Source organism: Actinomycetota bacterium, assembly GCA_040881665.1.
Classification (GTDB): domain Bacteria; phylum Actinomycetota; class UBA4738; order UBA4738; family HRBIN12; genus JBBDWR01.
This window is the reverse complement of record JBBECT010000006.1, coordinates 54,027-78,917: the sequence shown is the minus strand read 5'-3', so window position 1 is coordinate 78,917 and position 24,891 is coordinate 54,027. Positions and strand designations below refer to the sequence as shown.

Below are 24,891 nucleotides of genomic sequence, written 5' to 3'. Positions count from 1 at the left end.
AAGCTCCCCGAGGCTCGAGGAGGGGCCCCCACATCATGACCCAGCTGATCGCATCCATCGCCGCAGAGACCTCGGACGGGGGCGGCAACATCGTCGGGTTCCTGCTGCCGCTCGTGCTGATGGGCGGCCTGTTCTACTTCCTGCTGATCCGGCCGCAGCAGAAGCGCGCTCGCGCCCAGGCCGCGCTGCTCTCCAGCATCGAGACGGGCGACGAGGTGATGACCGCAGGCGGGCTGATCGGCACCGTGATCGACATCGATGACGATGCCGACATCGTGACGGTCGAGATCGCCCCCGGCGTCCAGACGCGGATGGTCCGTCGCGCGATCTCCCAGAAGATGGTGGACGAGGACGACGAGACCTACGTCGACGAGGACGACGAGGTCGTGGAGCTCGACGACGCGGACGACGCGGCCGACGAGCGCGGGACCCGCTGAGCGCGGGACCCGCTGAGCGGGCGTCACGCCGACGCGCAGCCGACGCAGCGATGGCCACTGTTCCCGGCCCACCCGATGATGCAACCGGCGCGGAGACGGGGGGAGCGATCCTCCCCGAGGACCCGGTCGACGCTCCCGAGGCCCGTGGCATCACGCTCGAGCTCGTCCGTGATCATCCGGAGCTGTCGAGCTTCATCGCGGCCGCCGACCGCGTCATGGAGGGGCTCGGCTACACCGAGCACGGGTTCCGCCACGCGAACCTGACCGCGCAGATCGCCTACCAGGTCCTCGCGAGGCTCGACTTCGACGAGGAGCAGGCGGTCCGTGGATGCGTCGCGGCCTACCTGCACGACGTCGGGAACATGATCTCTAGAGAGATGCACGGGCAGACCGGTGCGGTGCTCGTCTACGAGGCACTCCGTGACCAGGTCTCCCCGCAGGATCTGACGACGATCGTCGCGGCCGTGGCGAACCACGAGGAACCCGAGGGGTCGCGGATCTCGATCGAGTCGGCGGCGGTGATCCTCGCGGACAAGTCGGACGTGCACCGCAGCCGGGTGCGCAAGTCCGGCCGGCCGGAGTTCGACATCCACGATCGCGTGAACTACGCGGCGGAGCAGAGCTTCCTGCGGGTAGACTCCGGTGCCCGCACGATCACCCTCGAGCTCACGATCGACACCCAGATCAGCCAAGTGATGGAGTACTTCGAGATCTTCCTGGGCAGGATGCAGATGTGCAGGCTCGCGGCCGAGAAGCTCGGCTGTAGCTTCAAGCTCACGATCAACAAGGCCGAGCTCGCGTGAAGAAGCGCACGCGCAACTGGTGGCTGTCGATCTTCTTCTCGGTCGCCCTCGTGGCCGCCTCGATCGTGGGATGGATCGTCGGCATCGTCCCGGTGCTCGGCCTCGATCTCGAGGGCGGGGTCTCCGTCACGCTCTCGGCGCCCGAGGGCACGCCCCAGCCGGTGATGAACCGAGCGCTCGAGAGCATCCGCAACCGCGTCGATGCCTTCGGCGTCGCCGAACCCGAGATCTTCGTCACGGGAACGAGCATCGAGGTCCAGATCCCCGGACTCGCCGAGGGAACGATCCAGGAGAACCGTGAGCCGCAGTCCTGTCTGATCGCGCGCGGCGACCGCAACCTCGGATGTCTCCCGACCTCGGCCGAGGCCGAGACGGTGCTCGATCAGCTCGAGGTGGTCGACGTGCCGCCGCAGTACTGCATCGTGGGGGACGACGGGCAGTTCGGGTGTTTCGGGTCCGAGCGCGACGCGCAGGCATCGCTCGACTCGGCGAACGTGGCCCGCCAGGGGGACCAGTTCTGCGTGACGAGCCAGGGCGGCGGCAACCTGCGCTGCTTCCCCGAGCGGGCGGACGCCGAGGCGTTCGTCCAGGACCTACGGATCGAGGAGCAAACCGCCTCGTGCGTGCGCGACGCGGACGGCGAGAACGTCGACTGCTTCCCGACGAACGAGGAAGCGCAGGAGCTGCTCGATTCCGTCCAGATCCGCGAGGTCGACCGCCGGTTCTGCGTCGTGTCCTCGGCGGAACAGAACCTCGGATGCTTCTTCACGCGCGACGCCGCACAGGCGCGCCTGCAGGAGACGGGCCAGGAGCGCTTGATCCAGCTGATCGGGGCGACGGCCCGCCTCGAGGAGCGCGAGGTGCTCGAGACGCTCGCACCCGGGGTTCCGGGGTTCGAGGAGGCGGAGGTCACCTGCGCGACCCTGCAGCAACAGGAGACCGAGGAGTGCTCGTTCGAGGCGCTCGAGGATCAAGAGGTCGTGTTCCGAGGCCCGGGCGATCCGGAGACCGCGCCGAAGTACCGTCTCGGCCCCGTCCGGCTCACGGGAGATGCGATCCGCCGTGCGACCGCGGTGTTCAGCGCACCGGGTCAGCAGACCACGGGTGCCGCGGGGTGGTCGGTCGAGTTCCAGCTCACAGGGGCGGGAGCGGACACGTTCGGCGAGGTGACCACCGAGCTCGTCGGCCGCCAGCTGGCGATCGTCCTCGACCAGGAGGTGGTCTCGGCCCCATCGATCAACGAGCCGATCACGGGCGGCCGCGCGAACATCACCGGCGACTTCACCGAGCAGGAGGCGCGCGATCTGGCCACGACGCTCAACGCCGGGTCGCTCCCGGTGCAGCTCACCCAGCAGCAGCTCGTCACCGTCAGCCCGACCCTCGGTGAGGAATCTCTCCGGCAGGGCCTGATCGCGGGGATCGCCGGACTGTTCCTGCTGGCCGCGTACCTGTTCTTCTACTACCGGATCCTCGGGCTGGTCGCCTGGCTCGGGATGGCGACCTGGGGTGTGCTCGCCCTCGGCCTGATCTCGCTCGGCGGCGAGGCGTTCGGCTACTCGCTCACGCTGGCAGGCGTCGCGGGGCTCGTGATCTCGCTCGGCGTGACGGCCGACTCCTACATCGTGTTCTTCGAACGGCTGAAGGACGAGGTCCGAAGGGGCAAGACCCCGCGGACGGCCGTCGAGCCGGCGTTCGCGAAGTCGTGGCACACGATCGTCGCCGCCGACGTCGTGACCGGGATCGCGGCGATGGGCCTCTACGTCACGGCCGTCAGCTCGGTGCGCGGGTTCGCGCTCACCCTGGGCGTGGCGGTGTTCCTCGACCTGTTCGTCGTCTACTTCTTCAAACGGCCGGTCGCGTTCCTGATCGCTCGGAACGAACGCCTCGTGTCGATCCCGGGTATCGGCCTCAAGGCGGGGCTCGGGATCGCACACGACGCGGAGACGGCGCCGATCGCGGGAGGTGAGCGATGAGCACGATGTCGCACGCCGTAGCGATCTTCCGCGGTCAGGAGACGCCCCAATTCAACATCATGGGCAGGCGCAAGATCTGGTTCGCGATCTCCGGCGTGCTGATCGCGGTCTCGATCGTCGGGCTGTTCTGGCCCGGGTTGAACCTTTCGATCGACTTCGAGGGCGGTGCGCTGATCACGGTAGACAACCCGAACGCGATCACGGTCGAGCAGGTGGAGGACGTCCTGACCGAGGCCGGGGTGTCCGGGGCGGAGGTCCAGGAGGTGGGCGGGGACACGATCACGATCCGGACCGAGAGCTTCGGCTCCGGCGGTGCCCAGGACGTGATCGCCTCGATCGCCGAAGCGGTGGGGGTGCCACAGGGTGAGGTCACGCTCGAGGACGTGGGTCCCACCTGGGGCGCAGAGATCTCGCGCAAGGCGCTGACGGGGATGGTCGTCGTCCTCGCCGCGATCACCCTGTACATCACCCTGCGGTTCGAGTGGAAGATGGCGATCGGCGCGATCATCGCGCTGTTCCACGACGTGGCGATCACCGCCGGCGTCTACGTCTTCACCGGCCGCGAGGTCACCCCCGAGACGGTGATCGCGGTCCTCACGATCTTCGGGTTCTCCCTTTACGACACGGTGGTGATCTACGACCGCATCAGGGAGAACGCGGCCTCCCTCGCCGCCGTCGGCAAGGAGGGGTACGACGGGGTCGTGAACCGTTCGATGAACGAGGTCCTGATGCGGTCGATCAACACCTCGGTCGTCGTCCTGCTCCCGATCCTCAGCTTGCTCCTGTTCGGCGGCGAGACCCTCAAGGACTTCGCCTTCGCGATGTTCATCGGAACCCTGACCGGCGCCTACTCGTCGATCTTCATCGCGGCGCCGGCGCTCGTGGTGCTGAAGGAGCGCGATCCGCGCTACCGCCAGCTCCGCGAACGTTCGAAGACCCGTCAGGTGGCGGCCGCAGCTGCGGGTGCGCGGGCCACCGGGTCGGTCGAGGCCGATGAGACCGCCGCCGCCGTGAGCGCCCGGCCGAAGCCCTCCTCGGGCGCGGGACGGAGCTCCAAGCCGCCACCCAAGAGCAAGCGGAAGCCACCCAAGAAGCCCAAACGGAGGTAAGCGGTGCAGATCGAAGCCATCAAGTCGTTGATCCGGGACGTCCCCGACTTCCCGCAGGAAGGCATCGTCTTCAAGGACATCACGCCGTTGCTGGCCGACGAGATCGCGTTCTCGACGATCATCGACCTGATCGTGGTCCACTTCGGCCGAGGGAACATCGACAAGGTCGTGGGGATCGAGGCGCGCGGTTTCATCCTCGCCTCGCCGGTCGCCTACCACTTCGGTGCCGGGTTCGTCCCCGTGCGCAAGGCCGACAAGCTGCCCTGGGAGACCGAAGCCGCGGAGTATTCCCTGGAGTACGGGACGGCGACCCTGGAGATCCACAAGGACGCCGTGAACCCCGGGGAGCGGGTGCTGATCGTCGACGACGTGCTCGCCACCGGGGGCACCGCGAAGGCCACGGCCGACCTGGTCGAGCGGATCGGGGGCAAGGTCGTGGGGATCGCCTGCCTGATCGAGCTCGGGTTCCTCGAAGGCGCCAAGCAGGTCGACGGCTACGACCTGTTCACGCTCCTCGAGTACTGAGAGACGCCTCACTCCAGGCGGGGGGTACAGCCCTCCTTGGCTGGGTGTTTCTCCCGGTGTCTTTACGGCCTCCTGTTGTCCCGTCGGGCAGATACCACAGAGGCCATTGACAGCATGACAGCATGAGGTCATACTTTTACCTTCGGAGGGATCCCGGGCGGGGTCCTTTGGGAGGCCTGGGCCATGCAGGACATGCGGAAGCGATCCAAGAACGGAAGGGAAGGCGCCACTCGGCAGCTCACGGTCCGCGTTCCCGAGGAGGTGCACGAGGCCATCCGGACGTTGTCGGTGGCAATCGAGGTAAGCGCGAACGAGATCGTGCTGCGAGCGGTTCGTGACTACCTGTCGAACGAGGGGCACCGGGATGCCGTCGACAGCTTCGCTCGGCGGGCGCAGGACCGATACGCGGTGGCGCTCGAAAAGCTCGCTGACCTGTAGAGAGGGAAGGCGGCATGCAGTACCTGACGGCGGACGATGTTGCCCGGATCAACGCACGGGTGCTTGGGCAGACGATGCTCCGGGACTTTGGTCTGCTCGACAGTGCGACCCTGGAGACCTCCGGGCCCCCATCAGCTCTCCACATCGGCTGCCCGGGGTCGAGGACCTGCGCGGCTACACTGGCTGTGACGAGGAGGAACGCCGGTGGACAGCCGTGAGCAGGTCAGGAGCGAGCGTCGACCTCGTCTGCTGTCGCGCCTGCGGCCGGCGGAGGCCCCGCCCGAGGGGATCGAGCCGCTCCTTCGGGTGATCAAGTCCTACAACCCGAAGGCGGACCTCGACGAGGTCCAGGACGCCTATCGGCTCGCCGAGGCGTCCCACGCCGGACAGAAGCGCGTCTCGGGTGAGGACTTCATCGAGCACCCGCTGTCGGTCGCGCAGATCCTGGCCGACCTGCACCTGGACACGACGACGATCGTCGCGGCGCTGTTGCACGACACGGTCGAGGACACCGAGGTCTCGATCGAGCAGCTCGAGCACCGGTTCAGCCCGGACGTGGCCGGCATCGTGGACGGGCTCACCAAGCTCGAGGCGATCGAGTTCCGCAGCCGCGAGCAGGAACAGGCGGAGAACGTTCGCAAGATGATCGTCGCGATGGCCGGCGATATCCGCGTGCTGCTGATCAAGCTGGCCGACCGGCTCCACAACATGCGCACCCTCGGAAGCATGCCCGCGCCCAAGCAGCGCGCGAAGGCCACCGAGACCCTCGAGATCTATGCGCCGCTCGCACATCGCCTCGGCGTGCAGCAGATCAAGTGGGAGTTGGAGGACCTGTCGTTCAAGACCCTGCACCCGGGGCCCTACCGCGAGATCGCGAGCCTGGTCGACAAGCGACGGGGTGAGCGTCAGGAGCTGATCGACGACGTCCTCGAGCAGGCGCGCTCGAAGATGAAGGAGCTCGGCATCAAGGGCGAGGTCGAAGGGCGACCCAAGCACCTGTACTCGATCTACGAGAAGATGGTGTTGCGCGGCAAGGAGTTCAACGAGATCTACGACCTCGTCGGCGTGCGGGTGCTCGTCGATCAGGTGCGCGACACCTACGGCGCCCTCGGGGCGATCCATGCGCTGTGGAAGCCGGTTCCGGGTCGCTTCAAGGACTACGTCGCGATGCCCAAGAACAACATGTACCAATCGCTGCACACGACCGTTCTCGGCCCGGGTGGTACGCCGATCGAATTCCAGATCCGCACGCGCGAGATGCACCGCACGGCGCAGTACGGGATCGCCGCGCACTGGCGCTACAAGGAGGGCGGCAAACAGTCCAAGGGTGACGCCGACCTGGCCTGGCTCGGACAGATGCTCGAGTGGCTCAAGGACATGCGCGACCCGCGCGAGTTCATGGAGGGGCTCAAGGTCGACCTCTACGGCGGGCAGGTGTTCGTCTTCAGTCCGAAGGGCGACGTGGTGAACATGCCGACCGGCGCGACGCCCGTCGACTTCGCCTACACGATCCACACCGAGGTCGGTCACCGCGCGATCGGCGCCAAGGTGAACGGCAAGCTCGTGCCGCTCGACTACGAGCTGCGAACCGGGGACACGGTCGAGGTGCTCACCTCGAAGTCCCGGATGGAGGGTCCCTCGCAGGACTGGCTCCAGTTCGTGGCGACGCCGCGCGCGCGCAACAAGATCAAGCAGTGGTTCTCTCGGGAGCGGCGCGAGGACGCCCTCGAGCAAGGGCGGGACACCCTCCAGCGGGTCCTGCGCAAGCAGCACGCCCCACTGAAGCGCCGCGCTACCGAGGAGGCGCTGAACCAGATCGCCGGCGAGCTGCACTACCCGAACCTCGACGCGCTCTATGTCGCGGTGGGGGAGAACCGGGTGTCGCCGCAGTCGATCGTGGCCCGGATGTCCCGGATGCTGGCCGGCACGCCGGAGGAGGACGTCACCGAGGTCCCCCTCGCGCGACCGGTGAAGATCGCCCGCCCGGACGTCACCGCAGGCGTGGTGGTTCCCGGCGCCGACGACGTGTGGGTACGGCTCGGCCGTTGCTGCACGCCCGTGCCGGGGGACGAGATCATGGGGTTCGTGACGCGGGGTCAGGGCGTGTCCGTGCATCGCACAGACTGTCCGAACGCGAAGGCGCTCGCGCGCGAACCCGAGCGCCTGATCGACGTCAGCTGGGCCGAGGGCAAGCCGACGATCTTCACGGTCGCGGTCCAGGTCGAGGCGCTCGACCGAACGCGGCTGCTTTCCGACGTCGCCACGGTGCTGTCCGACAATCACGTGAACATCCTGTCCGCGACCTCGACCACGAATCGGGACCGCATCGTGAAGCTCCGCTTCACCTTCGAGCTCGCCGACATCACCCATCTCACCGGCGTGCTGTCGGCCGTGAAGAAGGTCGAGGGTGTCTACGACGCGTACCGGGTCGTTCCCCGGTAAGGCGCGCGCTCGCGGATGCGGATCGTCCTGCAGCGCGTCTCGCGCGCATCGGTGACCGTCGACGGCGAGGTCACCGGGGAGATCGGTCGCGGGTACCTGCTTCTGGTCGCGGCCGGCCACGAGGACACGCCCGAGCAGGTCGCGTGGCTCGCCGACAAGATCGTCGGGTTGCGCGTGTTCTCCGATGCGCAGAGCAAGATGAACCTGCCGCTGGCCGAGGTCGACGGAGCGGCACTCGTCGTCTCGCAGTTCACGCTCTACGGCGACGTGCGCAAGGGCCGTCGCCCCTCGTGGCTCGGAGCCGCGCCTCCCGAGCAGGGAGCCGAGGGCGTGGAAGCCTTCGCTCGTGCACTCGAGGAGCGCGGGGTTCGCGTCGAACGCGGCCGGTTCGGCGCGCACATGGACGTCGAGCTGAACAACGACGGCCCCGTGACCCTCATGCTCGATTCCGAGAAGACCTTCTAGGTCCCGGCCTCGGCAAGCCCACGGACCCCGGTCGGCCGCAGGTGCCCCGCTAGGATAGGGGCCTCATGTTCCTGGACGTGTTCAACGACAACCCGATGGCATCGAACTGCTGGCTCGTGGCGGCCGAGGGCAGCGACGACGCGGTCGTCGTCGATCCCGGGTTCGAGGCCCCGCGGGTGCTCCGCCAGCTCGAGAAGGCGGGGAAGCGACCCGTGGCGGTGCTCGCGACCCACGGGCACCACGATCACATCGGCGCCGCCGCCAACCTCTGCGGGGACGAGGTCCCGCTCTACATCCACGAGGCCGACGCGCTCGCGCTGTCCGACGCCGAGACCTGGGGTGCGGGGTACGCCGCCCCCCCGGTTCCGGTCAAGGACGTCCGCACGCTCGCCGGCGGCGAACGGCTGATGTTCGCGGGGTTCGAGATCGAGGTGCTCCACACGCCGGGTCACACGCCCGGGAGCGTGTGCTTCCGGACCGATGGGCTCGTGTTCTCCGGTGACCTCGTGTTCGCCGGCTCGATCGGGCGCCACGACTTCCCCAACTCCTCCGCGTCCCAGATCCGGGAGAGCCTGCGACGGTTCCTCGAGCTGGACGACGCGCTCCCCGTTCATCCCGGCCACGGGCCGTCGACCTCCCTTGGGCGCGAGCGCGCGACCAACCCGTTCCTCGAACCGGGCGGGTTCCTCGGGACGCGTTGATGGAGCTCGCGCCGCCGCGGGGGACCGCGGACCTGTTGCCCCCGCGCGCGGACGCGATGCTCGATCTGTACGAACGCTCGCACCGCACGGCGCGCCTGTACGGCTACCGCTACGTCGAGACGCCGACCTTCGAGCACACGGAGCTGTTCGCACGGACCTCTGGCGCGACCTCCGACGTCGTGACCAAGGAGATGTACACGTTCGAGGACACGAAGGGCCGATCGTTCACGCTGCGACCCGAGAACACGGCGTCGGTCGTCCGCGCCTACCTGACCCACCAGCACGATCTCGGTGCGCCGTTCCGCGCCTACTACGTCGGATCGCAGTTCCGTCACGGACGCCCGCAGGCCGGGCGTCTGCGGGAGTTCCGCCAGTTCGGGGTCGAGGTCCTGGGGGTGGCCGGACCGGACGCCGACGTGGAGGTGATCGAGCTCGGCGAGCGCTTCCTCCGCGATCGCGGGCTACGCGACCAGGTCCTGCACCTCAACTCGATCGGCGACGCCGCCTGCCGTCCGGCCTACCGGGAGCTGCTCGTGGCTCACTTTGAACCGCACCTGGACGAGCTCGACCAGGACTGCCGGACGCGCTTGCGTTCCAACCCCTTGCGGGTGTTCGACTGCAAGGTGGACGGGAACAAGGACTTCGTCCGGTCGGCGCCCGCTATCGTCGAGCATCTCTGTGAGGCGTGCACCGAGCACTTCGCTCAGGTCCGGGCGGGGCTGGACGGGGCCGGCGTCGCCTACGAGCTGGACGCTCGGCTCGTCCGCGGTCTGGACTACTACACGCGGACAGCGTTCGAGTGGATCTCGAGCGCGCTGGACGCGGCGCAGTCGACGATCAACGCGGGCGGGCGCTACGACGGACTCGCCGAGCAGCTCGGCGGGGCGGCGACACCCGGTGTCGGGTTCGCGATGGGGCTGGACCGCGTGCTGCTGGCGGCGGACGCGGAGAAAGCACCACCCGCTCCCTCGACCGCCCCCGCCTGCTTCGTGGTGGCACTCGGGGACGAGGCGCGCGCGGCCGCCGGAACGCTGATCGCCGACCTGCGCGCCGCCGGTGTCCCCGTCACCACGGCGCTCGAGGACCGCCCGATGAAAGCGCAGCTGAAGATGGCCGACCGCAGCGGCGCCACGTTCACGGCGATCCTGGGAGCGCGCGAGATCGCGGCCGGGCAGGCGACCCTCCGGCGGATGGCCGACGGAGAGCAGGAGACGATCCCGATCGAGACGGCGGTGGCGCGCCTCGTCACGGTGGAACAGGAGCGCGCGTGAGCGAGGAACGGACCGATCTGTCGACCTCGATGCGCACGCATCGGTGCGGAGCCCTGCGGGCGGGCGATGCGGGCACGGACGTGGCGCTGTGCGGGTGGGTCGCGAACCGCCGCGACCACGGCGGGGTCACGTTCGTCGACCTGCGGGACCGTGACGGGCTGATCCAGCTCGTCTTCCATCCCGAGGACGCGCCCCAGGCGCATGCCGCGGCGCAGGAGCTGCGCTCGGAAGACGTCGTCCGGATCGAGGGGCTGGTCCGGCCCCGCCCGGAGGGCGCTGTGAACCCGGAGCTGCCGACGGGTGAGGTCGAGGTCGCGGCGAGCGTGGTGGACCGGCTCTCACCCGCCGAGACCCCGCCGTTCCCGATCCAGGACCGGGTCGAGGCCAACGAGGTGCTCCGCCTGCGCTACCGCTACCTGGATCTGCGCCGGCCGGAGATGACCGAGCGCCTGCGGCTGCGGGCTGCCGTGAACAGCCTGACCCGTCGCTACCTCGACGAGCGGGGGTTCACCGAGATCGAGACCCCGACGCTGACACGGAGCACGCCCGAGGGCGCGCGCGACTTCCTCGTTCCCTCCCGCCAGTCCGCGGGAGCGTTCTACGCGCTGCCGCAGTCGCCGCAGCAGCTGAAGCAGTTGCTGATGGTCGCCGGGCAGGATCGCTACTACCAGATCGTCCGGTGCTACCGGGACGAGGATCATCGAGCGGACCGTCAGCTCGAGTTCACCCAGCTCGATCTCGAGATGTCCTTCGTGGAAGAGGAGGACCTGATCCGGCTGATGGAGGGGCTCATGGTGCAGCTCCTGGCCGAGCTCGCGGGCGCGACCGTACAGGCTCCGTTCCCGCGCATGACCTACGCGGAGATGCTCGACCGGTTCGGGAGCGACAAGCCCGATCTGCGCTACGGGATGGAGCTGGCCGACCAGGCGCCGGTGTTCGAGGGAACGGGGTTCCGAGCGTTCGCATCGGTCCTGCACGGCGGCGGAGCGATCAAGGGGATCGCGGCGCCGGGAGGAGCCCAGCTCTCGCGCAAGGAGCTCGATCAGCTCGTCGCCGACACGAAGGGCCGCGGAGCCGCCGGGCTCGTCTGGATCGTCTACGCGGACGGCGGTTTCCGGTCACCGGTGGAGAAGCACCTCACCCCGGAGGAGCTGGCCGGTGTCGTGAAGGCGACCGGCGCCGACGACGGCGACCTGATCCTGCTCGTGGCCGACCAACCGGACCGGGTCGCGGTGGCCCTCGACGGGCTCCGTCGCAGCCTCGCCGAACGGCTCGACCTGATCCCGGAGGGGGAGTGGGCGTTCTGCTGGCAGACCGAGCCCCCCTTGTTCGAGTGGAGCGAGGACGACGGGCGGTGGAGCGCCGTCCACCACCTGTTCACCGCGCCGACCGACCCCGACGATCTGGACCCTGCGACGGCGACCGGCCGGGGCTATGACCTCGTCCTGAACGGGCTGGAGCTCGGCGGGGGCAGCATCCGGATCCATCGCGCGGACATGCAGCGCGCGGTGCTCGATGTCCTCGGGATCTCCCCGGACGAGGCGGAGGAGAAGTTCGGACACATGCTGGAGGCCTTCCGCTACGGCGCGCCGCCGCACGGCGGGATCGCGTTCGGCTGGGATCGTCTCGTGATGCTGCTGGCCGGGGAGCGATCGATCTCCGAGGTGATCGCGTTCCCGAAGACGCAGTCGGGGTCGGATCCGATGACCGGCGCTCCCGCCCCGGTCGACGAGGTGCAGCTGCGCGAGCTGAATCTCGCGCTGCTGCGACCGCACGAGCCGCCCGACGGATCCGTGGGCGATGTCTAGCCTGACGACGTGACCGACCAACCCCTCGCCGCGCGGATGCGGCCTCGCGCGTTCGACGAGTTCGTCGGGCAGGAGCACCTCCTGGGGCCCGGGAAGGCGCTCACGAAGCTGATCGAGGGCGGCCACCTCCCCTCCCTCGTGCTGTGGGGTCCCGCGGGAACCGGGAAGACCACGCTCGCCCACCTGCTCGCCGACGCCGTCGGCGCGCAGATCGTCCAGCTGTCCGCGGTGTCCTCCGGCGTGGCCGATGCGCGGAAGGTGCTCGATGCGGCCAAGGGAGGTCCGGGCCTGTTCCGCACGGTCCTGTTCGTGGACGAGGTCCACCGTTGGAGCAAAACGCAGCAGGACGTGCTCCTGCCCGGCGTGGAGGACGGCACCGTCACGCTGATCGGTGCGACGACCGAGAACCCGTACTTCTCGCTCAACACCCCACTGCTGTCGCGAAGCATCCTGCTGCGGCTCGAACCGCTGGAACCGGACGCGCTCCGGGCGTTGCTCGACAGGGCGCTGACCGACGAGGTCCGCGGGCTCGGCTCGATGGGCGTGAGCGTGACCGACGAGGCCCGGGAGCACCTCGTCGAGCTCTCCGGTGGTGACGCCCGCGTTGCGCTCACCGGACTCGAGGCGGCCGCGCTCGCGGTCGGGGACGGCGGCGAGATCGATCTCGCGATCGCGTCGGACGCCGTGCAGAAGAACGCGATCGTGTACGACCGTCAGGGAGACGCGCACTACGACGTGATCAGCGCCTTCATCAAGAGCATCCGCGGCTCGGATCCGGACGCGACCCTGTTCTGGCTCGCCCGCATGCTCGAAGCGGGCGAGGACCCCCGGTACATCGCGCGCCGGCTCGTGGTCCATGCGAGCGAGGACATCGGCCTGGCCGATTCCCGCGCGCTGCTCGTCGCCGTCGCGGCGGCCCAGGCCGTGGAGCACGTGGGGATGCCGGAGGTTCGGCTCAACCTCGCGCACGCCGCGCTGTACCTGGCGCGAGCGCCGAAGTCCAACAGCGTGATCGCCTCGCTCGGCGCGGCGACCCAGGACGCCCGCAGCGCCGAGCCCGTCCCGCTGCACCTGCGCGACGCCCACTACAAGGGAGCGGAGCAGCTCGGGCACGGGAAGGGCTACCGGTATCCGCACGACGCGCCGGGTCACTGGGTCGAGCAGGCACATCGACCGGCCCGGTTCGAGGGCGAGCGGTACTACGAGCCCAGCGGCGAGGGCGAGGAGTCGGTCACCTGGCACGGAGGCGACCGCTCCGAGTAGACACCGCCGGGAACCGGGTGGGTAGACTACGGCCTCCGCGTCCAGGTCTCGAGTCCAGAGGAGAGAAGCCGATGTTCGTTGCCGCCTCCGGGGGAGATATCGCCCTCATCATCCTGGCCGCCTTCTGGGGTCTGCTCGTGCTGTTCCTCTGCGTCGTGTTGCTCAACACCTTCCGCGTGCTCGAGAGCACGAAGATGCTGATCGACGGCGTGCGTCAGGAGACCCTCCCTCTGATGGGCGAGGTCAAGGTCTCGGTGCAGAACGTGAACAAGGAGCTCGAGCGCGTCGACGGCATGTTGGAATCGGCGGGGAACATCGTCGCCCGCGTCGAGCGGATCACCGATCTCGTCGAGCAGGCGGCATCGAGTCCGCTCGTGAAGTTCATCGGGTTCTCGGCCGGGCTGAAGAACTTCGCCTCCCGGATGGGCGGTTCGAAGGGCTCCAAGGCCTGACGTGCGGCGCATCTTCTGGCTCGCGTTCGGACTCGGCGCCGGCGCCGTGGCGGGCGTCGCCGCGACCCGCTGGACGCGTAAGCAGGCCAACAGGGTCGCTCCGGCGAGCATCGCGCGCGAGGCGAAGGGCGGCCTCCTCGAGTTCTCCAAGCTCGTGAGCGAGTCGCTCGAAGAGGGCAAGCGTGCGATGGCGGCCGCCGAGGACGACTCGCGCGACCGACTCGACGCCGCGCGGCGCGGCCGGCAGAGCCGCGACGTTCCTCGCCTGCCGGCCGACTGAGCCTCCGCCGGTAGACTCACCCCCCGTGGAGGGTCGCCAGATCCGTGAGCGGTTCCTGCGCTTCTTCGAGGAGCGCGGGCACACGCGTGTCAAGTCCGCGTCGCTGATCCCCCCACCCGAGTCCGGCTTGTTGCTGACGAACGCGGGCATGAACCAGTTCATCCCCTCCTTCCTGGGGATCGCCGAGCCCCCGTTCGGACGGGCGACTTCCGCCCAGAAGTGCTTCCGGACGAACGACATCGAGAACGTCGGGCGGACCGCGCGGCACCTCACGATGTTCGAGATGCTCGGCAATTTCTCCTTCGGCGACTACTTCAAGGCCGAGTCGTGTGCCTGGGGCTACGAGCTGGTCACCGAGGTCTACGGACTGGATCCGGCCCTGCTGTGGGTCACCACCTACGAGACCGATGACGAGGCGGTGCAGATCTGGCACGACATCGGCATCCCGCGCGATCGGATCGTCAAGCGGGGGAAGGTCGACAACTTCTGGTCGATGCACGCAGCGGGCCCGGCCGGTCCGTCCTCGGAGATCTTCGTCGACCGGGGCTCGAAGTACGGACCCGACGGCGGTCCGGCCGTCGACGAGGAGCGGTTCGTCGAGATCTGGAACCACGTCTTCATGCAGAACGAGGTCGACGTGAACGACGAGATCATCGGGGACCTGCCGCGCAAGAACATCGATACCGGCGCCAGCCTCGAACGGCTCGCGACGGTGCTGAACGGGCTCGACTCGTTCTACGACACCGACCTGATGCGTCCGCTCGTCGAGGTGGCGGAGTCGCTGTCGGGCAAGCGCTACGGCGAGGGGGAGGTGACCGATCGTTCGCTGCGGATCGTGGCGGAGCACGGGCGGGCGACGACGTTCTTGATCGCCGACGGCGTGCAACCCTCGAACGAGGGGAGGGGCTATGTCCTGCGGCGCATGCTGCGCCGGCTGGTCGACCACGCCCGCCGGCTCGGGATCGCGGGCACGGTCACCGAGCCGCTCGTCGACACGACCGTGGAGCTGCTCGGCGATACCTACCCCGAGCTGCGCGAGAACCGGGCGTTCGCCGCCCAGGTCGCAGGCTCGGAAGAGGAACGGTTCTCCGGAACGCTCCGCCAAGGCCGGGACCTGCTGGCGGAGGCGATCGATCGAACCGACGCGGGAACCAAGCTCTCGGGCGACGACGCGTTCAAGCTGCACGACACGTTCGGTTTCCCGAAGGAACTCACCCTCGAGCTCGCGGGGGACGCGGGTCTCGAGGTGGACCTCGATCGTTTCGAGGCACTGATGGACGAGCAGCGGCGCCGCGCGAAGGACGCCGTCAAGAAGGGATCGGTCGACGCGGCGGTGGCCGACGCTGTCGGTCGTACCGGCGCCACCGACTTCGTGGGATACCGCGAGCTCGAGTCCGACGCCGAGATCGCCGCGCTGCTGACGCCCGTCGGTGGGGTCGAGGTCGCGGGCGAGGGCGACGAGGTCCGCCTAATCCTGCCGCGCACCCCGTTCTACGCCGAGGCCGGAGGGCAGGTCGGAGACCAGGGCGTCATCCGGACCTCGGGTGGTGTGGTCCGCGTCACGGACGCACAGTGGGCGCCCGGCGAGGTGATCGTGCACAGCGGACTCGTGGCGTCGGGCGAGATCCGAGTCGGTGAGCACGCCCACGCCGCCGTCGACCCGCTGTTCCGCGCGTCGACCGCGCGTTCGCACACTGGCACGCACGTGCTCCACTGGACGTTGAAGCACCTGCTCGGGGAGCACGCCCGGCAGGCGGGTTCCCTCGTCGCGCCGGGGCGGCTCCGGTTCGACTTCTCCCATCATGCGTCGGTGCCCCGCGAGCAGCTCGAACAGGCGGAGGAGCTCGTGAACCGCCGGCTCGCCGACGACGAGTCGGTCCGGATCTTCGAGACGACCTTCGACGAGGCGAAGCGTCTGGGAGCCACGGCGCTGTTCGGCGAGAAGTACGGAGACCTCGTCCGGGTCGTGGAGATCGGTGAGTACTCCCGCGAGCTGTGCGGGGGAACACACGTGCTCCGCACGGGCAACGTCGCGATCCTCCGGGTGCTCGGAGAGTCGAGCATCGGTGCGGGCATGCGCCGGGTCGAGGCGCTCGTGGGACCCGACGCGATCCGGGAGATCAACCTGGAACGCCGCCTGCTCGAGGAGGTCAGCGAGGTGCTCCGCGCGGGGGACCTGCGCTCGGCGCCCGAACGCGCGTCACACGTGATGGCGGAGCTGAAGCGGCTCCAGAACGAGCTGGGATCGCTGAAGAAGCAGGACGTCGTCGGGCTCGTGGACGAGATCGTCGGGCGCGCCTCGGAGGTCGGAGGAGCCAGACTCGTGGCGTCGGCGCAGGACGCCGACGCCGACTCCCTGCGCGAGCTGGCCCAGAAGGCCGTCGGCAAGCTCGAAGGCAAGGGCGGAGCCGCGGTCGTGCTCGGCAACGGCTCCGAGGGGAAGGCCCTGCTGGTGGCCGCCGTCTCCAAGCGATTGCTCGAGCGCGGCGTCGAGGCGCCGAAGCTGCTCGAGGCCGCCGCGAAGCAGGTCGGCGGCGGAGCCGGAGGCAAACCGATCCTCGCGTTCGCCGGCGGCAAGAAGGGCGACGCCGTCCCGGACGCGCTCGCGACGATCCCCACGCGGCTCCAGGAGCTCCTGACCGCCGGTGACTGAGGGCGGGGATGCCGTTCCCGCGACCGGCCGGGTGCTCGGCCTCGATCACGGCGACGCCAGGATCGGTGTCGCGATCTCCGATCCCGGCCGGCGACTCGCCGTGCCGCTCGGCACGATCCACACGGGTGCTGCCGCCGATCTCAAGGCGGTCGCCTCGCTCGTTCGCGAGCACGGCATCGTGGCGATCGTGGTCGGCCTGCCGCTGTCGATGTCGGGCGCGGCGGGGACCCGGGCCGACCACGCGGAGGCGTTCGCGGGCGCCCTGCGGACGTTCCTGCAGGTACCCGTCGAGTTGGAGGACGAGCGCCTGTCCACCGCGGAGGCCGAGCGCGCGCTCGCAGCGGCCGGTGCGTCGGCACGTGAGCGCAAGCGGGCGTCCGACCGCTCGGCCGCGACGGTGATCCTGCAGTCCTGGCTCGACCGGCGCCGGGGCACGAGCGCGACCGCCGGGCCGAGCCGGACCTGACCCCGGCCGCTATCCTCGCCGGGATGCCACACGACCCGCAGACCCTGCTCGGCAACCTCCCCGGACCCGACCCACAGGAGGAGTCACGGAGATCCCGGCGCCGACGACGCTGGGGCCTCGTGGCGCTGATCGTCGCGTTCCTCGTGGTCGCGGGAGGCGTGGCCGGGGCGGCTACCTATTACTCGTGGTGCAAGGGGAGCGGCGATCGCCACGAGCCGATCACGATCACGATCCCCGACGGAGCGACCGGCGAGCAGGTCGTCCAGGTGCTCAGCGAGGAGGAGGTGATCCGGTGCGGCGGGTTCATCGGACGCATCCTGCTCAACGGCAACGACAAGGCCGAGGACGTCCGCGCGGGCGAACACGAGCTGCGCACCGAGATCTCCCTCGACCAGGCGATCAGGATCCTGTCGAAACCCCTGCCCCCGGCCACTCCGACGACCACGGTCACGATCCCCGAGGGCTACACCGTCGAGCAGATCGTCGAGGTGCTCTCCGACGAGCTGGGGTTGTCGGAGAACAAGCTCCTGACGGCTGCCACCGACGGGTCTCGGTCGCTGCCGCCTTCCCTCCCCGAGGGCACGGAGACGACGGAGGGGTTCCTGTTCCCCAACACCTACGAGTTCTTCACGAAGGGAACGAACCCCGGCGAAGCGATCGACGTCCTCTTACAGCAGTTCGATTCCCAGGTCGCGAAGCTCCCGTGGGAGAACGCGAAGGAGCTGGGCGTCACGCCGTACGAGATCGTGACGATCGCCTCGATGGTCGAGCGTGAGGCCTCCGTCACGGACGAACGGCCGCTCGTGTCGGCGGTGATCTACAACCGTCTCGAGGTCGGGGAGATCCTCGGGATCGACGCCACCCTGCAGTACATCGACCCGAATCCCGAGGATGGGCTGACCCAGTCCGACCTGGAGATCGACAGCCCGTACAACACGCGATTGTTCAAGGGTCTGCCGCCGACACCGATCGCGAACCCGGGCCTGGACTCGATCCGAGCCGCCCTCGAGCCGGCGGACTCGAACGTGCGCTACTACGTCCTGTGCGGAGAGGACGGCAGCCACGAGTTCACCGACGACTACGACGAGTTCCTCGCCGACAAACAGCGCTGTCTCGGCTGATGGCTGAGGAAGGGAACGCGATGCGGGTGCGCGGAGGAACCCACACGGTCGGGGTGATCGGGTGGCCCGTCGAGCACAGCCTGTCGCCCGCGATCCACAACGCGGCGTTCGGTGCGCTCGATCTCGATTGGGTGTACGTGCCCCTCCCGGTGCCACCCGACGGGCTCGCCGACGCGGTACGCGGTCTGCGGGTCCTGGGGTTCTCGGGGACGAACGTGACGATGCCGCACAAGACCGAGGCGGCATCCATCTGCGACGAGCTCTCCGACGACGCGGAACGGTTGCAGGCCGTGAACACGATCGTCGTGACGCCGACCGCACTCGTCGGACACAACACCGACACACCGGGGTTCGATCGTTTCCTTCGGCTCGACGCCGGCTTCGATCCGGCGGATCGTGATGCGCTCGTGTTCGGCGCCGGGGGAGCGGCACGCTCGTGTGCACTCGCACTCTCACGAGCGGGCCTGGGTCGCCTCCACGTCGCCGTGCGCGACCCGGCCGGCGCAGGTGCCCTCACGTCGGGCTTGGAGGGGATGTCCACGGAGGTCTCGGTCGTTCCGATCGCCGATGCGGCCGGGCTCGACGTGCCGCTCGTGGTGAACGCCACCCCGCTCGGCGCCCAGGGGGAGGAACTGCCACACCCCGCCCTGCACCCGGACGTGCTCGTCGTCGATCTGCTGTACCGGCCGTCGGTGACCCCGCTGCAGACCGCCGCTCGGGCGGCGGGTGCGACGGTGTTCGGTGGACTGGGCCTGCTGCTGCACCAGGCGGCGCTGGCCTTCGAGCTCTGGACCGGCCGAACGCCTCCGCTCGAGCGGATGTCGGCGGCCGCGCTGGTGGAGCTGGCCGAGCCCTCGTAGGACCGTCGTTCCACGGCGGAACCACGCCGGGATGGGCCGTTGTGATGGTTCCCGGTCGTGCGTGCGCGGGGAGCCTCAAGCGCTCCGGATGCGCTCCCGATGCCTCCTCAGAGAGGAGATCCGGGATTGGAAGACTTCGCGGCGCTCGCGTCACGGATCGCGGTGTCGTTCAACGACCTGCGCGGCGTGCTGATCGTCTCACGCGACGGTCTGGTCCTGGGCGCCTTCCCCCCGGACGCCGAGCAGGAGATCAAGCCGGCCTGGCTCCGGTTCGCGACGCTCGGAGACTCCGACAAAGGCTTCCTCGAGTTCGCCGACGAACTCTGGGTCTATGTCCGTCGCGGTCCGTACGGCGCGTTCGCCTTGGGGGGGACGACGATCCGTCCGGGACTGCTGATCGATCAGCTCGAGCAAGCACTGCTGCAGGCCGAGGAGGGGCGCGCGAAGAAGGACGCCTTGAAGATCCCCGACGCTCCCGCCGCTCCCAGCGGCAAGCCGCGGACATCTCTGCACAAGGACGCGAAGGCGCCGGTCGAGCAGCCCATCGCCGCGGAATCCAAGCAGACCGCCGCAGGGGCGGCCGGTGGCCCGGGCGAAGGCGCCGGACCCGCCGGGAACGCGCCCGCTCCGGAGCCGGCGGCGGCCCCGGAACCGGCTGCGGCGGAGCCCGAGCCGGCCGCGCAGACGCCTCCGGCGGACCCGCCGGCGAAGGCACCGAAGCCGTCGCCGGAAGAGGACGGGGAGGTGGATCGGGTGCTGCTCGCCCAGGAGTTCTCCCGACTCCTTCAGGAGACCAGCGTCGATGACGAAGAGTCCTAAGTAGTCCGAACTACTCGCCAGCGAGGGGCGTGACCCCAAGGGGAGGATATGGCGAAGCGCAAGCCCAAGCAGCTCGGTCAGATCCTGATCGAGCAGGGGCTCCTCACGCAGGAACAGCTCGATCAGGCACTCGACGAGCACAAGAAGACGCCGAAGGCGCTCGGCCGCGTCCTGATCGACAAGGGCTTCATCAAGGAAGCCGACCTCGTGCGCGCCCTCTCCGAGCAGGTCGGCCTGGAGTTCGTCGACCTTTCCGACTTCCAGATCGATCCGATGGCCGCTTCCCTGCTGCCGGAGACCCTGGCCCGCCGCTACCGGGCGATCCCGATCGCGACCCGCGAAGACAAGCTGCTCGTCGCGATGTCCGACCCCGCCAACGTGTACGCGCTCGACGACATCCGGGCGATCACGAACCGAGACGTGAAGCCGGTCGTGGCGACGGCCAGCGACGTCGAACAGGCGATCGCTAAGTTCGCGTCGCTCGATGCGCAGCTCGACGACATGGTCGCCGAGGCGTCGGCGGACGTGCAGGCCGGTGAGGACGGTCTGGGCGACGTCGAGGCGGCGGTCGAGGACGCACCGATCGTCAAGCTCGTGACCTCGATCATGACCCAGGCCGTCGCCGACCGGGCATCGGACGTCCACATCGAACCGGGGGAGAAGGACGTCCGCGTCCGCTTCCGCGTGGACGGCGTGCTCCACGAGGCGATGCAGCGCGTCCCGAAGAACGTCCAGAACGGCCTCGTCAGCCGGCTCAAGGTCATGGCCGATCTCAACATCGCGGAGAAGCGCCTCCCCCAGGACGGCCGCATTGGCATGACGGTCGGCGGTCGAAAGGTCGACCTGCGGCTCGCCAGCCTGCCGACCGTCTACGGCGAGAAGATCGTGATCCGGATCCTCGACACGAGCCACGCGCTGATCCGCCTCGAGGAGCTCGGGTTCCTCGAGGACAGCTACAAGCGGTTCGAGCAGTCGTTCCGCAAGCCGTATGGCGCGCTGCTCGTCACCGGCCCGACCGGGTCGGGGAAGTCGACGTCGATGTATGCGACGCTGAACATCCTCAACGACCCGGAGCGCAACATCATCACCGTCGAGGATCCGGTCGAGTACCGACTTCCCGGCGTGAACCAGATCCAGGTCAACAACAAGGCGGGCCTGACCTTCGCCACGGCGCTGCGATCGATCCTGCGATCGGACCCCGATATCGTGCTGATCGGAGAGATCCGCGACCGCGAGACGGCGATGATCGCGGTCGAGGCCGCGCTCACCGGTCACCTCGTGCTTTCGTCGTTGCACACCAACGATGCTCCCTCGGCGATCACCAGGCTCACCGAGATGGACGTCGAGACCTTCTTGGTCGCTTCGGCGGTTGATTGCGTGGTGGCGCAACGCCTGGCGCGCAAGCTCTGTGAGCGCTGCCGCGTGGCATACGCGCCGGATCAGCCCGAGCTCGAGGCCGCCGGCTACCCCGAGTACCAGTGGGACGAGATTACCGAGCTGTTCCGCGCCGAGGGCTGCTCGGCGTGCACGAACACGGGCTATCGAGGCCGGATCGGGTTGTACGAGGTGATGCAGATGAGCGAGGAGATCGAACGGCTCACGGTCGAGCGTTCGTCTGCCGATGATGTGAGGCGGGTCGCGATCGAGCAGGGGATGTCCACCCTGCGAGACGACGGTCTGACCAAAGCAAGGATGGGACAGACATCGATCGAGGAAGTCGCGAGGGTGGTGAAGTAGCAGATGAGTATCCCCGGCATGGAAGTCGTGAACGACGATGTGCAGGTGCCCATCCCTGAGCTGCTCGAGGCGGTCCTCGAGCGGGGATGTTCGGACCTGCACCTGACCGCGGGCGCGCCGCCGACGGTGCGCCTGCACGGAGACCTGGAGCGCCTCGCCGAGTATCCGGTGCTCGGCCCGAGGTCGCTGCAGGGCATGATCTACGCGATCCTCCCCCAGAAACTGCGGGAGCGGCTCGAGCAGGAGCTCGAGCTCGACATGTCCTACGCGCTCCCGGGCAAGGCCCGGTTCCGCGTGAACGTGTACTTCCAGCGCGACTCGATCGGGGCCGCGTTCCGGCTGATCCCCTACGAGATTAAGGAGCTCGACACCTTGGGCTTGCCACCGGTGGTGGCCGATCTCGCACGGTTCCCGCGTGGGTTCGTCGTCGTCACCGGTCCGACGGGTTCGGGGAAGTCGACCACGCTGGCCGGCATGGTCGACGTGGTCAACAAGGAACGCTCCGGGCACATCATGACGGTCGAGGACCCGATCGAGTTCCTCCATCGCCACCAGAAGTGCATCGTGAACCAGCGTGAGGTCGGCACCGACACGCACGGGTTCGCTCCGGCGCTCAAGCATGTGTTGCGCCAGGACCCCGACGTGATCCTGGTTGGTGAGATGCGCGACCTCGAGACGATCTCCACCGCGATCACGGCGGCCGAGACCGGTCATCTCGTGTTCGCCACGCTCCACACGCAGGACGCCCCGCAGACGATCGACCGCATCATCGACGTGTTCCCGCCCCACCAGCAACAGCAGGTGCGGGTGCAGCTGGCCACGACCCTGCAGGGCATCGTGACCCAGCAGCTGCTGCAGACGACCGACGGCCGTGGCCGTGCGGTCGCGTCCGAGGTGCTCGTCACCACCCCCGCCGTCCGCAACCTCGTCCGCGAGGGCAAGGTCCACCAGATCTACTCGGTGATGCAGGCGGGCGGCCGGTTCGGGATGCAGACGATGGACATGTCCCTGTCGCAGCTGCTGAAGGCGGGCAAGATCAGCCAGCAGCTGGCCTTCGAGCGCTGCCATGACCCCGAGGAGCTCCAGCGCCTCGTCGGGAGCGGCGGCGGCATGCCACCGCCTCAAGATGGCTACAGCGCCAACGGCGGAACACCGATGAGTGCACCGATGGGGGGTGGTTCGCCGTATGCCTGAGTCCTACGCCTACAAGGTCCGCGACAAGACCGGCAACGTCGTCACCGGGACGATGATGGCCGACAGCGAGTCCCTCGCGCTGAACAAGCTGCGTGAGATGGGCTACGCACCGCTGGAGGTCAACAAGGAGAAGGCCGGCCTCAAGATGGAGATCAACCTCCGCCCAGGCCGCGTGAAGCTGAAGGACCTGTCGGTCTTCTCCCGCCAGTTCGCGACGATGATCAACTCCGGACTGCCGATCCTGCGCGCCCTCTCGATCCTCGCGGACCAGACCGATAACTCCGAGCTCGAGAAGATCCTCGTGCAGGTCCGCACCGATGTCGAGCAAGGCTCCTCGCTCACGAAGGCCCTGGAGAAGCACCCCAAGTGCTTCAACGAGCTGTACACGGCGATGGTCGCGGCCGGCGAGATGGGCGGTGTGCTCGACCTGGTGCTGCTGCGACTGGCGGACCAGATCGAGTCGGAGGTCGAGCTCCGGCGGCGGATCAAGTCGGCGATGACCTATCCCGTCGTCGTGGTCATCCTCGTGATGTTGATCATGAGCGCGATGCTGCTCTTCGTCGTTCCTCAGTTCGAGACGATCTACGCGCAATTGGGTGGAAAGCTCCCGTTGCCGACCCAGCTCCTGCTGAACGCGTCGAACGCACTCCGAACCTTCTGGTGGATGTTCCTGATCGCCGGGATCGGCTTCTGGATCGGTCTCAATAAGTACAAGAAGACCGAGCAAGGACGTCTCGTGGTCGACAAGTTCAAGTTGCGCGTCCCGGTGTTCGGCCAGCTGTTCCACAAGACGGCTATGGCGCGGTTCTCCGGAACCCTTGCGATGCTGCTGAAGTCGGGCGTTCCGATCCTCCAGGCCCTCGACATCGTGATCGACACCGTGAACAACAAGGTGATCGCGATCGCCGTCACCGACGTGCAGTCGGCCGTGCGCGAGGGTGAGTCGATGGCCAAGCCGCTCGGTAGGCACGCGGTGTTCACGCCGATGGTGGTGCAGATGCTGGCGGTCGGTGAGGAGACCGGCGCCGTCGACACGATGCTCGAGAAGGTCGCGGCCTTCTACGAGGAAGAGGTCAAGGCAACGGTCGACGCTCTGACGTCTCTGATCGAGCCGCTTTTGATCGCGGTCATCGGTGGTGCGGTCGGAGCCGCGGTGATCGCTCTCTACATGCCGATGTTCAACATCATCAACCTGATCCAGTAGTCCCGATTGCAGCGCGCTGGGCCCGTTCCCTCAGGGGGCGGGCATGCGTGTGTTTCGGTGTGCTGCAAGAACTTGTCCTTCTGCTGGTAGTTCGTTCGGACTATCGGGGCATGGGCTCCGCTGCATTGGGAAATCCGCCTGAGGCCAACTACAGCCAGGAAGGCGTGGGGCCGACACCTTTTGCAGAGCGCGGGTCATCGGGATCCGCGACGGAGTCCTCGAAAGGGGGAGTCTCCATGATCCAGCGCCTCAGAGAGCGGCGCCGTGACGAGGAAGGCTTCACACTGATCGAGCTGATGGTGGTCGTTCTGATCATCGGCATCCTGATCGCCATCGCTCTGCCGACCTTCCTCGGCGCCAGGCAGCGTGCCCAGAACCGGGCAGCGCAGTCAAGCCTTCGTAACGGCCTGGCCGCTGCGAAGACGATCTACACGGACAACAACACGTACACGCCAGTGACGATTTCGTCCCTGGAAGACGCGGAAGGGTCGCTGGACTACCAAGCGGGCGCTTCCACCGGACCAACGGTCGTCAGCTTCGATGTCTCGGCCGTCGGTGGTGCTGGACAAACGTTCGGTGCCTCCGCGCTGTCTGACTCGCAGACGTGCTACCACATCCGCGACACGGCGGGGACCGGTGGCGGTGCGGAGCCCGGCACGTTCTACGCCGACAGCGGGACCTGCACAGGTGCCTGGGCCGCGGCTGACGAGGCCAACGTCGCGGATCCGTCGTTCTCGTAGGTCGTAACGGAAAAAGGAAGGAACGCAAGAGAGGCGGCCCGAGGGCCGCCTCTCTTCGTTCCCTTCCGCTTCGGCGCCTTCAGTTCCGTGGGACCTGGGCCGATAAGGCCAAGAGAGGCTCAGAGAGGCT

General features: G+C 68.3%; 23 protein-coding genes. All 23 read left to right on the top strand.

Going from position 1 to position 24,891, the window contains the following annotated elements:
- Positions 1-35: 35 nt before the first annotated feature.
- The 23 genes from yajC to WEF05_09955 all read left to right on the top strand — a co-directional run bounded on the left by yajC (position 36) and on the right by WEF05_09955 (position 24,761).
- On the top strand, positions 36-437 hold the full coding sequence (gene yajC, locus WEF05_10065; protein ID MEX1102227.1) for a preprotein translocase subunit YajC: 402 nt from the start codon (positions 36-38) through the stop codon (positions 435-437).
- A 50-nt stretch (positions 438-487) separates the two neighbouring features.
- Positions 488-1,240 carry an HD domain-containing protein gene (locus WEF05_10060; GenBank protein ID MEX1102226.1) on the top strand — a complete coding sequence of 251 codons (753 nt, stop codon included), beginning with the start codon at positions 488-490 and terminating at the stop codon, positions 1,238-1,240.
- Positions 1,237-3,213, top strand: coding sequence for a protein translocase subunit SecD (gene secD / locus WEF05_10055; GenBank protein ID MEX1102225.1), 1,977 nt, complete (start codon positions 1,237-1,239; stop codon positions 3,211-3,213). Before WEF05_10060 ends, secD begins: the two co-directional genes overlap by 4 nt.
- Before the next feature lie 5 nt (positions 3,214-3,218).
- A complete protein-coding gene (secF, locus tag WEF05_10050) occupies positions 3,219-4,322 on the top strand; it encodes a protein translocase subunit SecF (protein MEX1102224.1) in 1,104 nt (367 codons plus the stop codon).
- 3 nt (positions 4,323-4,325) lie between these two features.
- Positions 4,326-4,847 carry an adenine phosphoribosyltransferase gene (locus tag WEF05_10045; GenBank protein ID MEX1102223.1) on the top strand — a complete coding sequence of 174 codons (522 nt, stop codon included), beginning with the start codon at positions 4,326-4,328 and terminating at the stop codon, positions 4,845-4,847.
- A gap of 192 nt (positions 4,848-5,039) precedes the next feature.
- Complete coding sequence (locus WEF05_10040; protein ID MEX1102222.1) at positions 5,040-5,285, top strand: hypothetical protein; 246 nt, start codon at positions 5,040-5,042, stop codon at positions 5,283-5,285.
- Positions 5,286-5,489: 204 nt separating this feature from the next.
- A complete protein-coding gene (locus WEF05_10035; GenBank protein ID MEX1102221.1) occupies positions 5,490-7,727 on the top strand; it encodes a bifunctional (p)ppGpp synthetase/guanosine-3',5'-bis(diphosphate) 3'-pyrophosphohydrolase in 2,238 nt (745 codons plus the stop codon).
- Positions 7,728-7,742: 15 nt separating this feature from the next.
- Positions 7,743-8,192 carry a D-aminoacyl-tRNA deacylase gene (dtd, locus tag WEF05_10030; GenBank protein ID MEX1102220.1) on the top strand — a complete coding sequence of 150 codons (450 nt, stop codon included), beginning with the start codon at positions 7,743-7,745 and terminating at the stop codon, positions 8,190-8,192.
- Between the two features lie 65 nt (positions 8,193-8,257).
- Positions 8,258-8,893, top strand: a complete 636-nt coding sequence (locus tag WEF05_10025; GenBank protein MEX1102219.1) for an MBL fold metallo-hydrolase — start codon at positions 8,258-8,260, stop codon at positions 8,891-8,893.
- Positions 8,893-10,164: a histidine--tRNA ligase gene (gene hisS / locus WEF05_10020; protein MEX1102218.1), complete on the top strand. Its 1,272-nt coding sequence runs from the start codon at positions 8,893-8,895 to the stop codon at positions 10,162-10,164. The genes WEF05_10025 and hisS overlap by 1 nt, the downstream gene beginning before the upstream one ends.
- A gap of 29 nt (positions 10,165-10,193) precedes the next feature.
- Entirely contained in the window at positions 10,194-11,972 is a 1,779-nt protein-coding gene (gene aspS, locus WEF05_10015; protein ID MEX1102217.1) for an aspartate--tRNA ligase, read from the top strand.
- 9 nt (positions 11,973-11,981) lie between these two features.
- Entirely contained in the window at positions 11,982-13,235 is a 1,254-nt protein-coding gene (locus tag WEF05_10010; GenBank protein MEX1102216.1) for a replication-associated recombination protein A, read from the top strand.
- 71 nt (positions 13,236-13,306) lie between these two features.
- Entirely contained in the window at positions 13,307-13,687 is a 381-nt protein-coding gene (locus tag WEF05_10005) for a DUF948 domain-containing protein (GenBank protein ID MEX1102215.1), read from the top strand.
- Position 13,688: 1 nt separating this feature from the next.
- Positions 13,689-13,967 carry a hypothetical protein gene (locus WEF05_10000; protein MEX1102214.1) on the top strand — a complete coding sequence of 93 codons (279 nt, stop codon included), beginning with the start codon at positions 13,689-13,691 and terminating at the stop codon, positions 13,965-13,967.
- A 25-nt stretch (positions 13,968-13,992) separates the two neighbouring features.
- A complete protein-coding gene (gene alaS, locus WEF05_09995; GenBank protein MEX1102213.1) occupies positions 13,993-16,620 on the top strand; it encodes an alanine--tRNA ligase in 2,628 nt (875 codons plus the stop codon).
- Positions 16,613-17,086, top strand: a complete 474-nt coding sequence (ruvX, locus tag WEF05_09990; protein MEX1102212.1) for a Holliday junction resolvase RuvX — start codon at positions 16,613-16,615, stop codon at positions 17,084-17,086. The genes alaS and ruvX overlap by 8 nt, the downstream gene beginning before the upstream one ends.
- A gap of 23 nt (positions 17,087-17,109) precedes the next feature.
- Positions 17,110-18,207 (top strand): endolytic transglycosylase MltG, encoded by a 1,098-nt coding sequence (gene mltG, locus WEF05_09985; GenBank protein MEX1102211.1) that lies wholly within the window; start codon positions 17,110-17,112, stop codon positions 18,205-18,207.
- Between the two features lie 20 nt (positions 18,208-18,227).
- The gene (gene aroE, locus WEF05_09980) at positions 18,228-19,067 is read left to right on the top strand and encodes a shikimate dehydrogenase (protein MEX1102210.1); all 840 of its coding nucleotides are present in this window, start codon (positions 18,228-18,230) and stop codon (positions 19,065-19,067) included.
- Positions 19,068-19,166: 99 nt separating this feature from the next.
- Entirely contained in the window at positions 19,167-19,886 is a 720-nt protein-coding gene (locus tag WEF05_09975; protein ID MEX1102209.1) for a hypothetical protein, read from the top strand.
- 48 nt (positions 19,887-19,934) lie between these two features.
- On the top strand, positions 19,935-21,623 hold the full coding sequence (locus tag WEF05_09970) for an ATPase, T2SS/T4P/T4SS family (GenBank protein ID MEX1102208.1): 1,689 nt from the start codon (positions 19,935-19,937) through the stop codon (positions 21,621-21,623).
- A 45-nt stretch (positions 21,624-21,668) separates the two neighbouring features.
- On the top strand, positions 21,669-22,817 hold the full coding sequence (locus tag WEF05_09965; GenBank protein ID MEX1102207.1) for a type IV pilus twitching motility protein PilT: 1,149 nt from the start codon (positions 21,669-21,671) through the stop codon (positions 22,815-22,817).
- On the top strand, positions 22,810-24,021 hold the full coding sequence (locus WEF05_09960; protein ID MEX1102206.1) for a type II secretion system F family protein: 1,212 nt from the start codon (positions 22,810-22,812) through the stop codon (positions 24,019-24,021). The genes WEF05_09965 and WEF05_09960 overlap by 8 nt, the downstream gene beginning before the upstream one ends.
- Before the next feature lie 236 nt (positions 24,022-24,257).
- Positions 24,258-24,761, top strand: coding sequence for a type II secretion system protein (locus tag WEF05_09955; GenBank protein MEX1102205.1), 504 nt, complete (start codon positions 24,258-24,260; stop codon positions 24,759-24,761).
- The last annotated feature ends 130 nt before the right edge of the window (positions 24,762-24,891 follow it).

Bases quoted from the DNA above. Each gene is read 5' to 3' on its own strand.
- WEF05_10060 (MEX1102226.1), top strand. From the start codon at position 488: ATGGCCACTGTTCCCGGCCCACCCGATGATGCAACCGGCGCGGAGACG.
- WEF05_10025 (MEX1102219.1), top strand. From the start codon at position 8,258: ATGTTCCTGGACGTGTTCAACGACAACCCGATGGCATCGAACTGCTGG.
- secF (MEX1102224.1), top strand. From the start codon at position 3,219: ATGTCGCACGCCGTAGCGATCTTCCGCGGTCAGGAGACGCCCCAATTC.
- WEF05_10005 (MEX1102215.1), top strand. From the start codon at position 13,307: ATGTTCGTTGCCGCCTCCGGGGGAGATATCGCCCTCATCATCCTGGCC.
- dtd (MEX1102220.1), top strand. From the start codon at position 7,743: ATGCGGATCGTCCTGCAGCGCGTCTCGCGCGCATCGGTGACCGTCGAC.
- WEF05_09975 (MEX1102209.1), top strand. From the start codon at position 19,167: ATGCCTCCTCAGAGAGGAGATCCGGGATTGGAAGACTTCGCGGCGCTC.
- yajC (MEX1102227.1), top strand. From the start codon at position 36: ATGACCCAGCTGATCGCATCCATCGCCGCAGAGACCTCGGACGGGGGC.
- WEF05_10040 (MEX1102222.1), top strand. From the start codon at position 5,040: ATGCGGAAGCGATCCAAGAACGGAAGGGAAGGCGCCACTCGGCAGCTC.
- aroE (MEX1102210.1), top strand. From the start codon at position 18,228: ATGCGGGTGCGCGGAGGAACCCACACGGTCGGGGTGATCGGGTGGCCC.
- hisS (MEX1102218.1), top strand. From the start codon at position 8,893: ATGGAGCTCGCGCCGCCGCGGGGGACCGCGGACCTGTTGCCCCCGCGC.
- WEF05_09970 (MEX1102208.1), top strand. From the start codon at position 19,935: ATGGCGAAGCGCAAGCCCAAGCAGCTCGGTCAGATCCTGATCGAGCAG.
- aspS (MEX1102217.1), top strand. From the start codon at position 10,194: ATGCGCACGCATCGGTGCGGAGCCCTGCGGGCGGGCGATGCGGGCACG.
- WEF05_09955 (MEX1102205.1), top strand. From the start codon at position 24,258: ATGATCCAGCGCCTCAGAGAGCGGCGCCGTGACGAGGAAGGCTTCACA.
- mltG (MEX1102211.1), top strand. From the start codon at position 17,110: ATGCCACACGACCCGCAGACCCTGCTCGGCAACCTCCCCGGACCCGAC.
- WEF05_09960 (MEX1102206.1), top strand. From the start codon at position 22,810: ATGCCTGAGTCCTACGCCTACAAGGTCCGCGACAAGACCGGCAACGTC.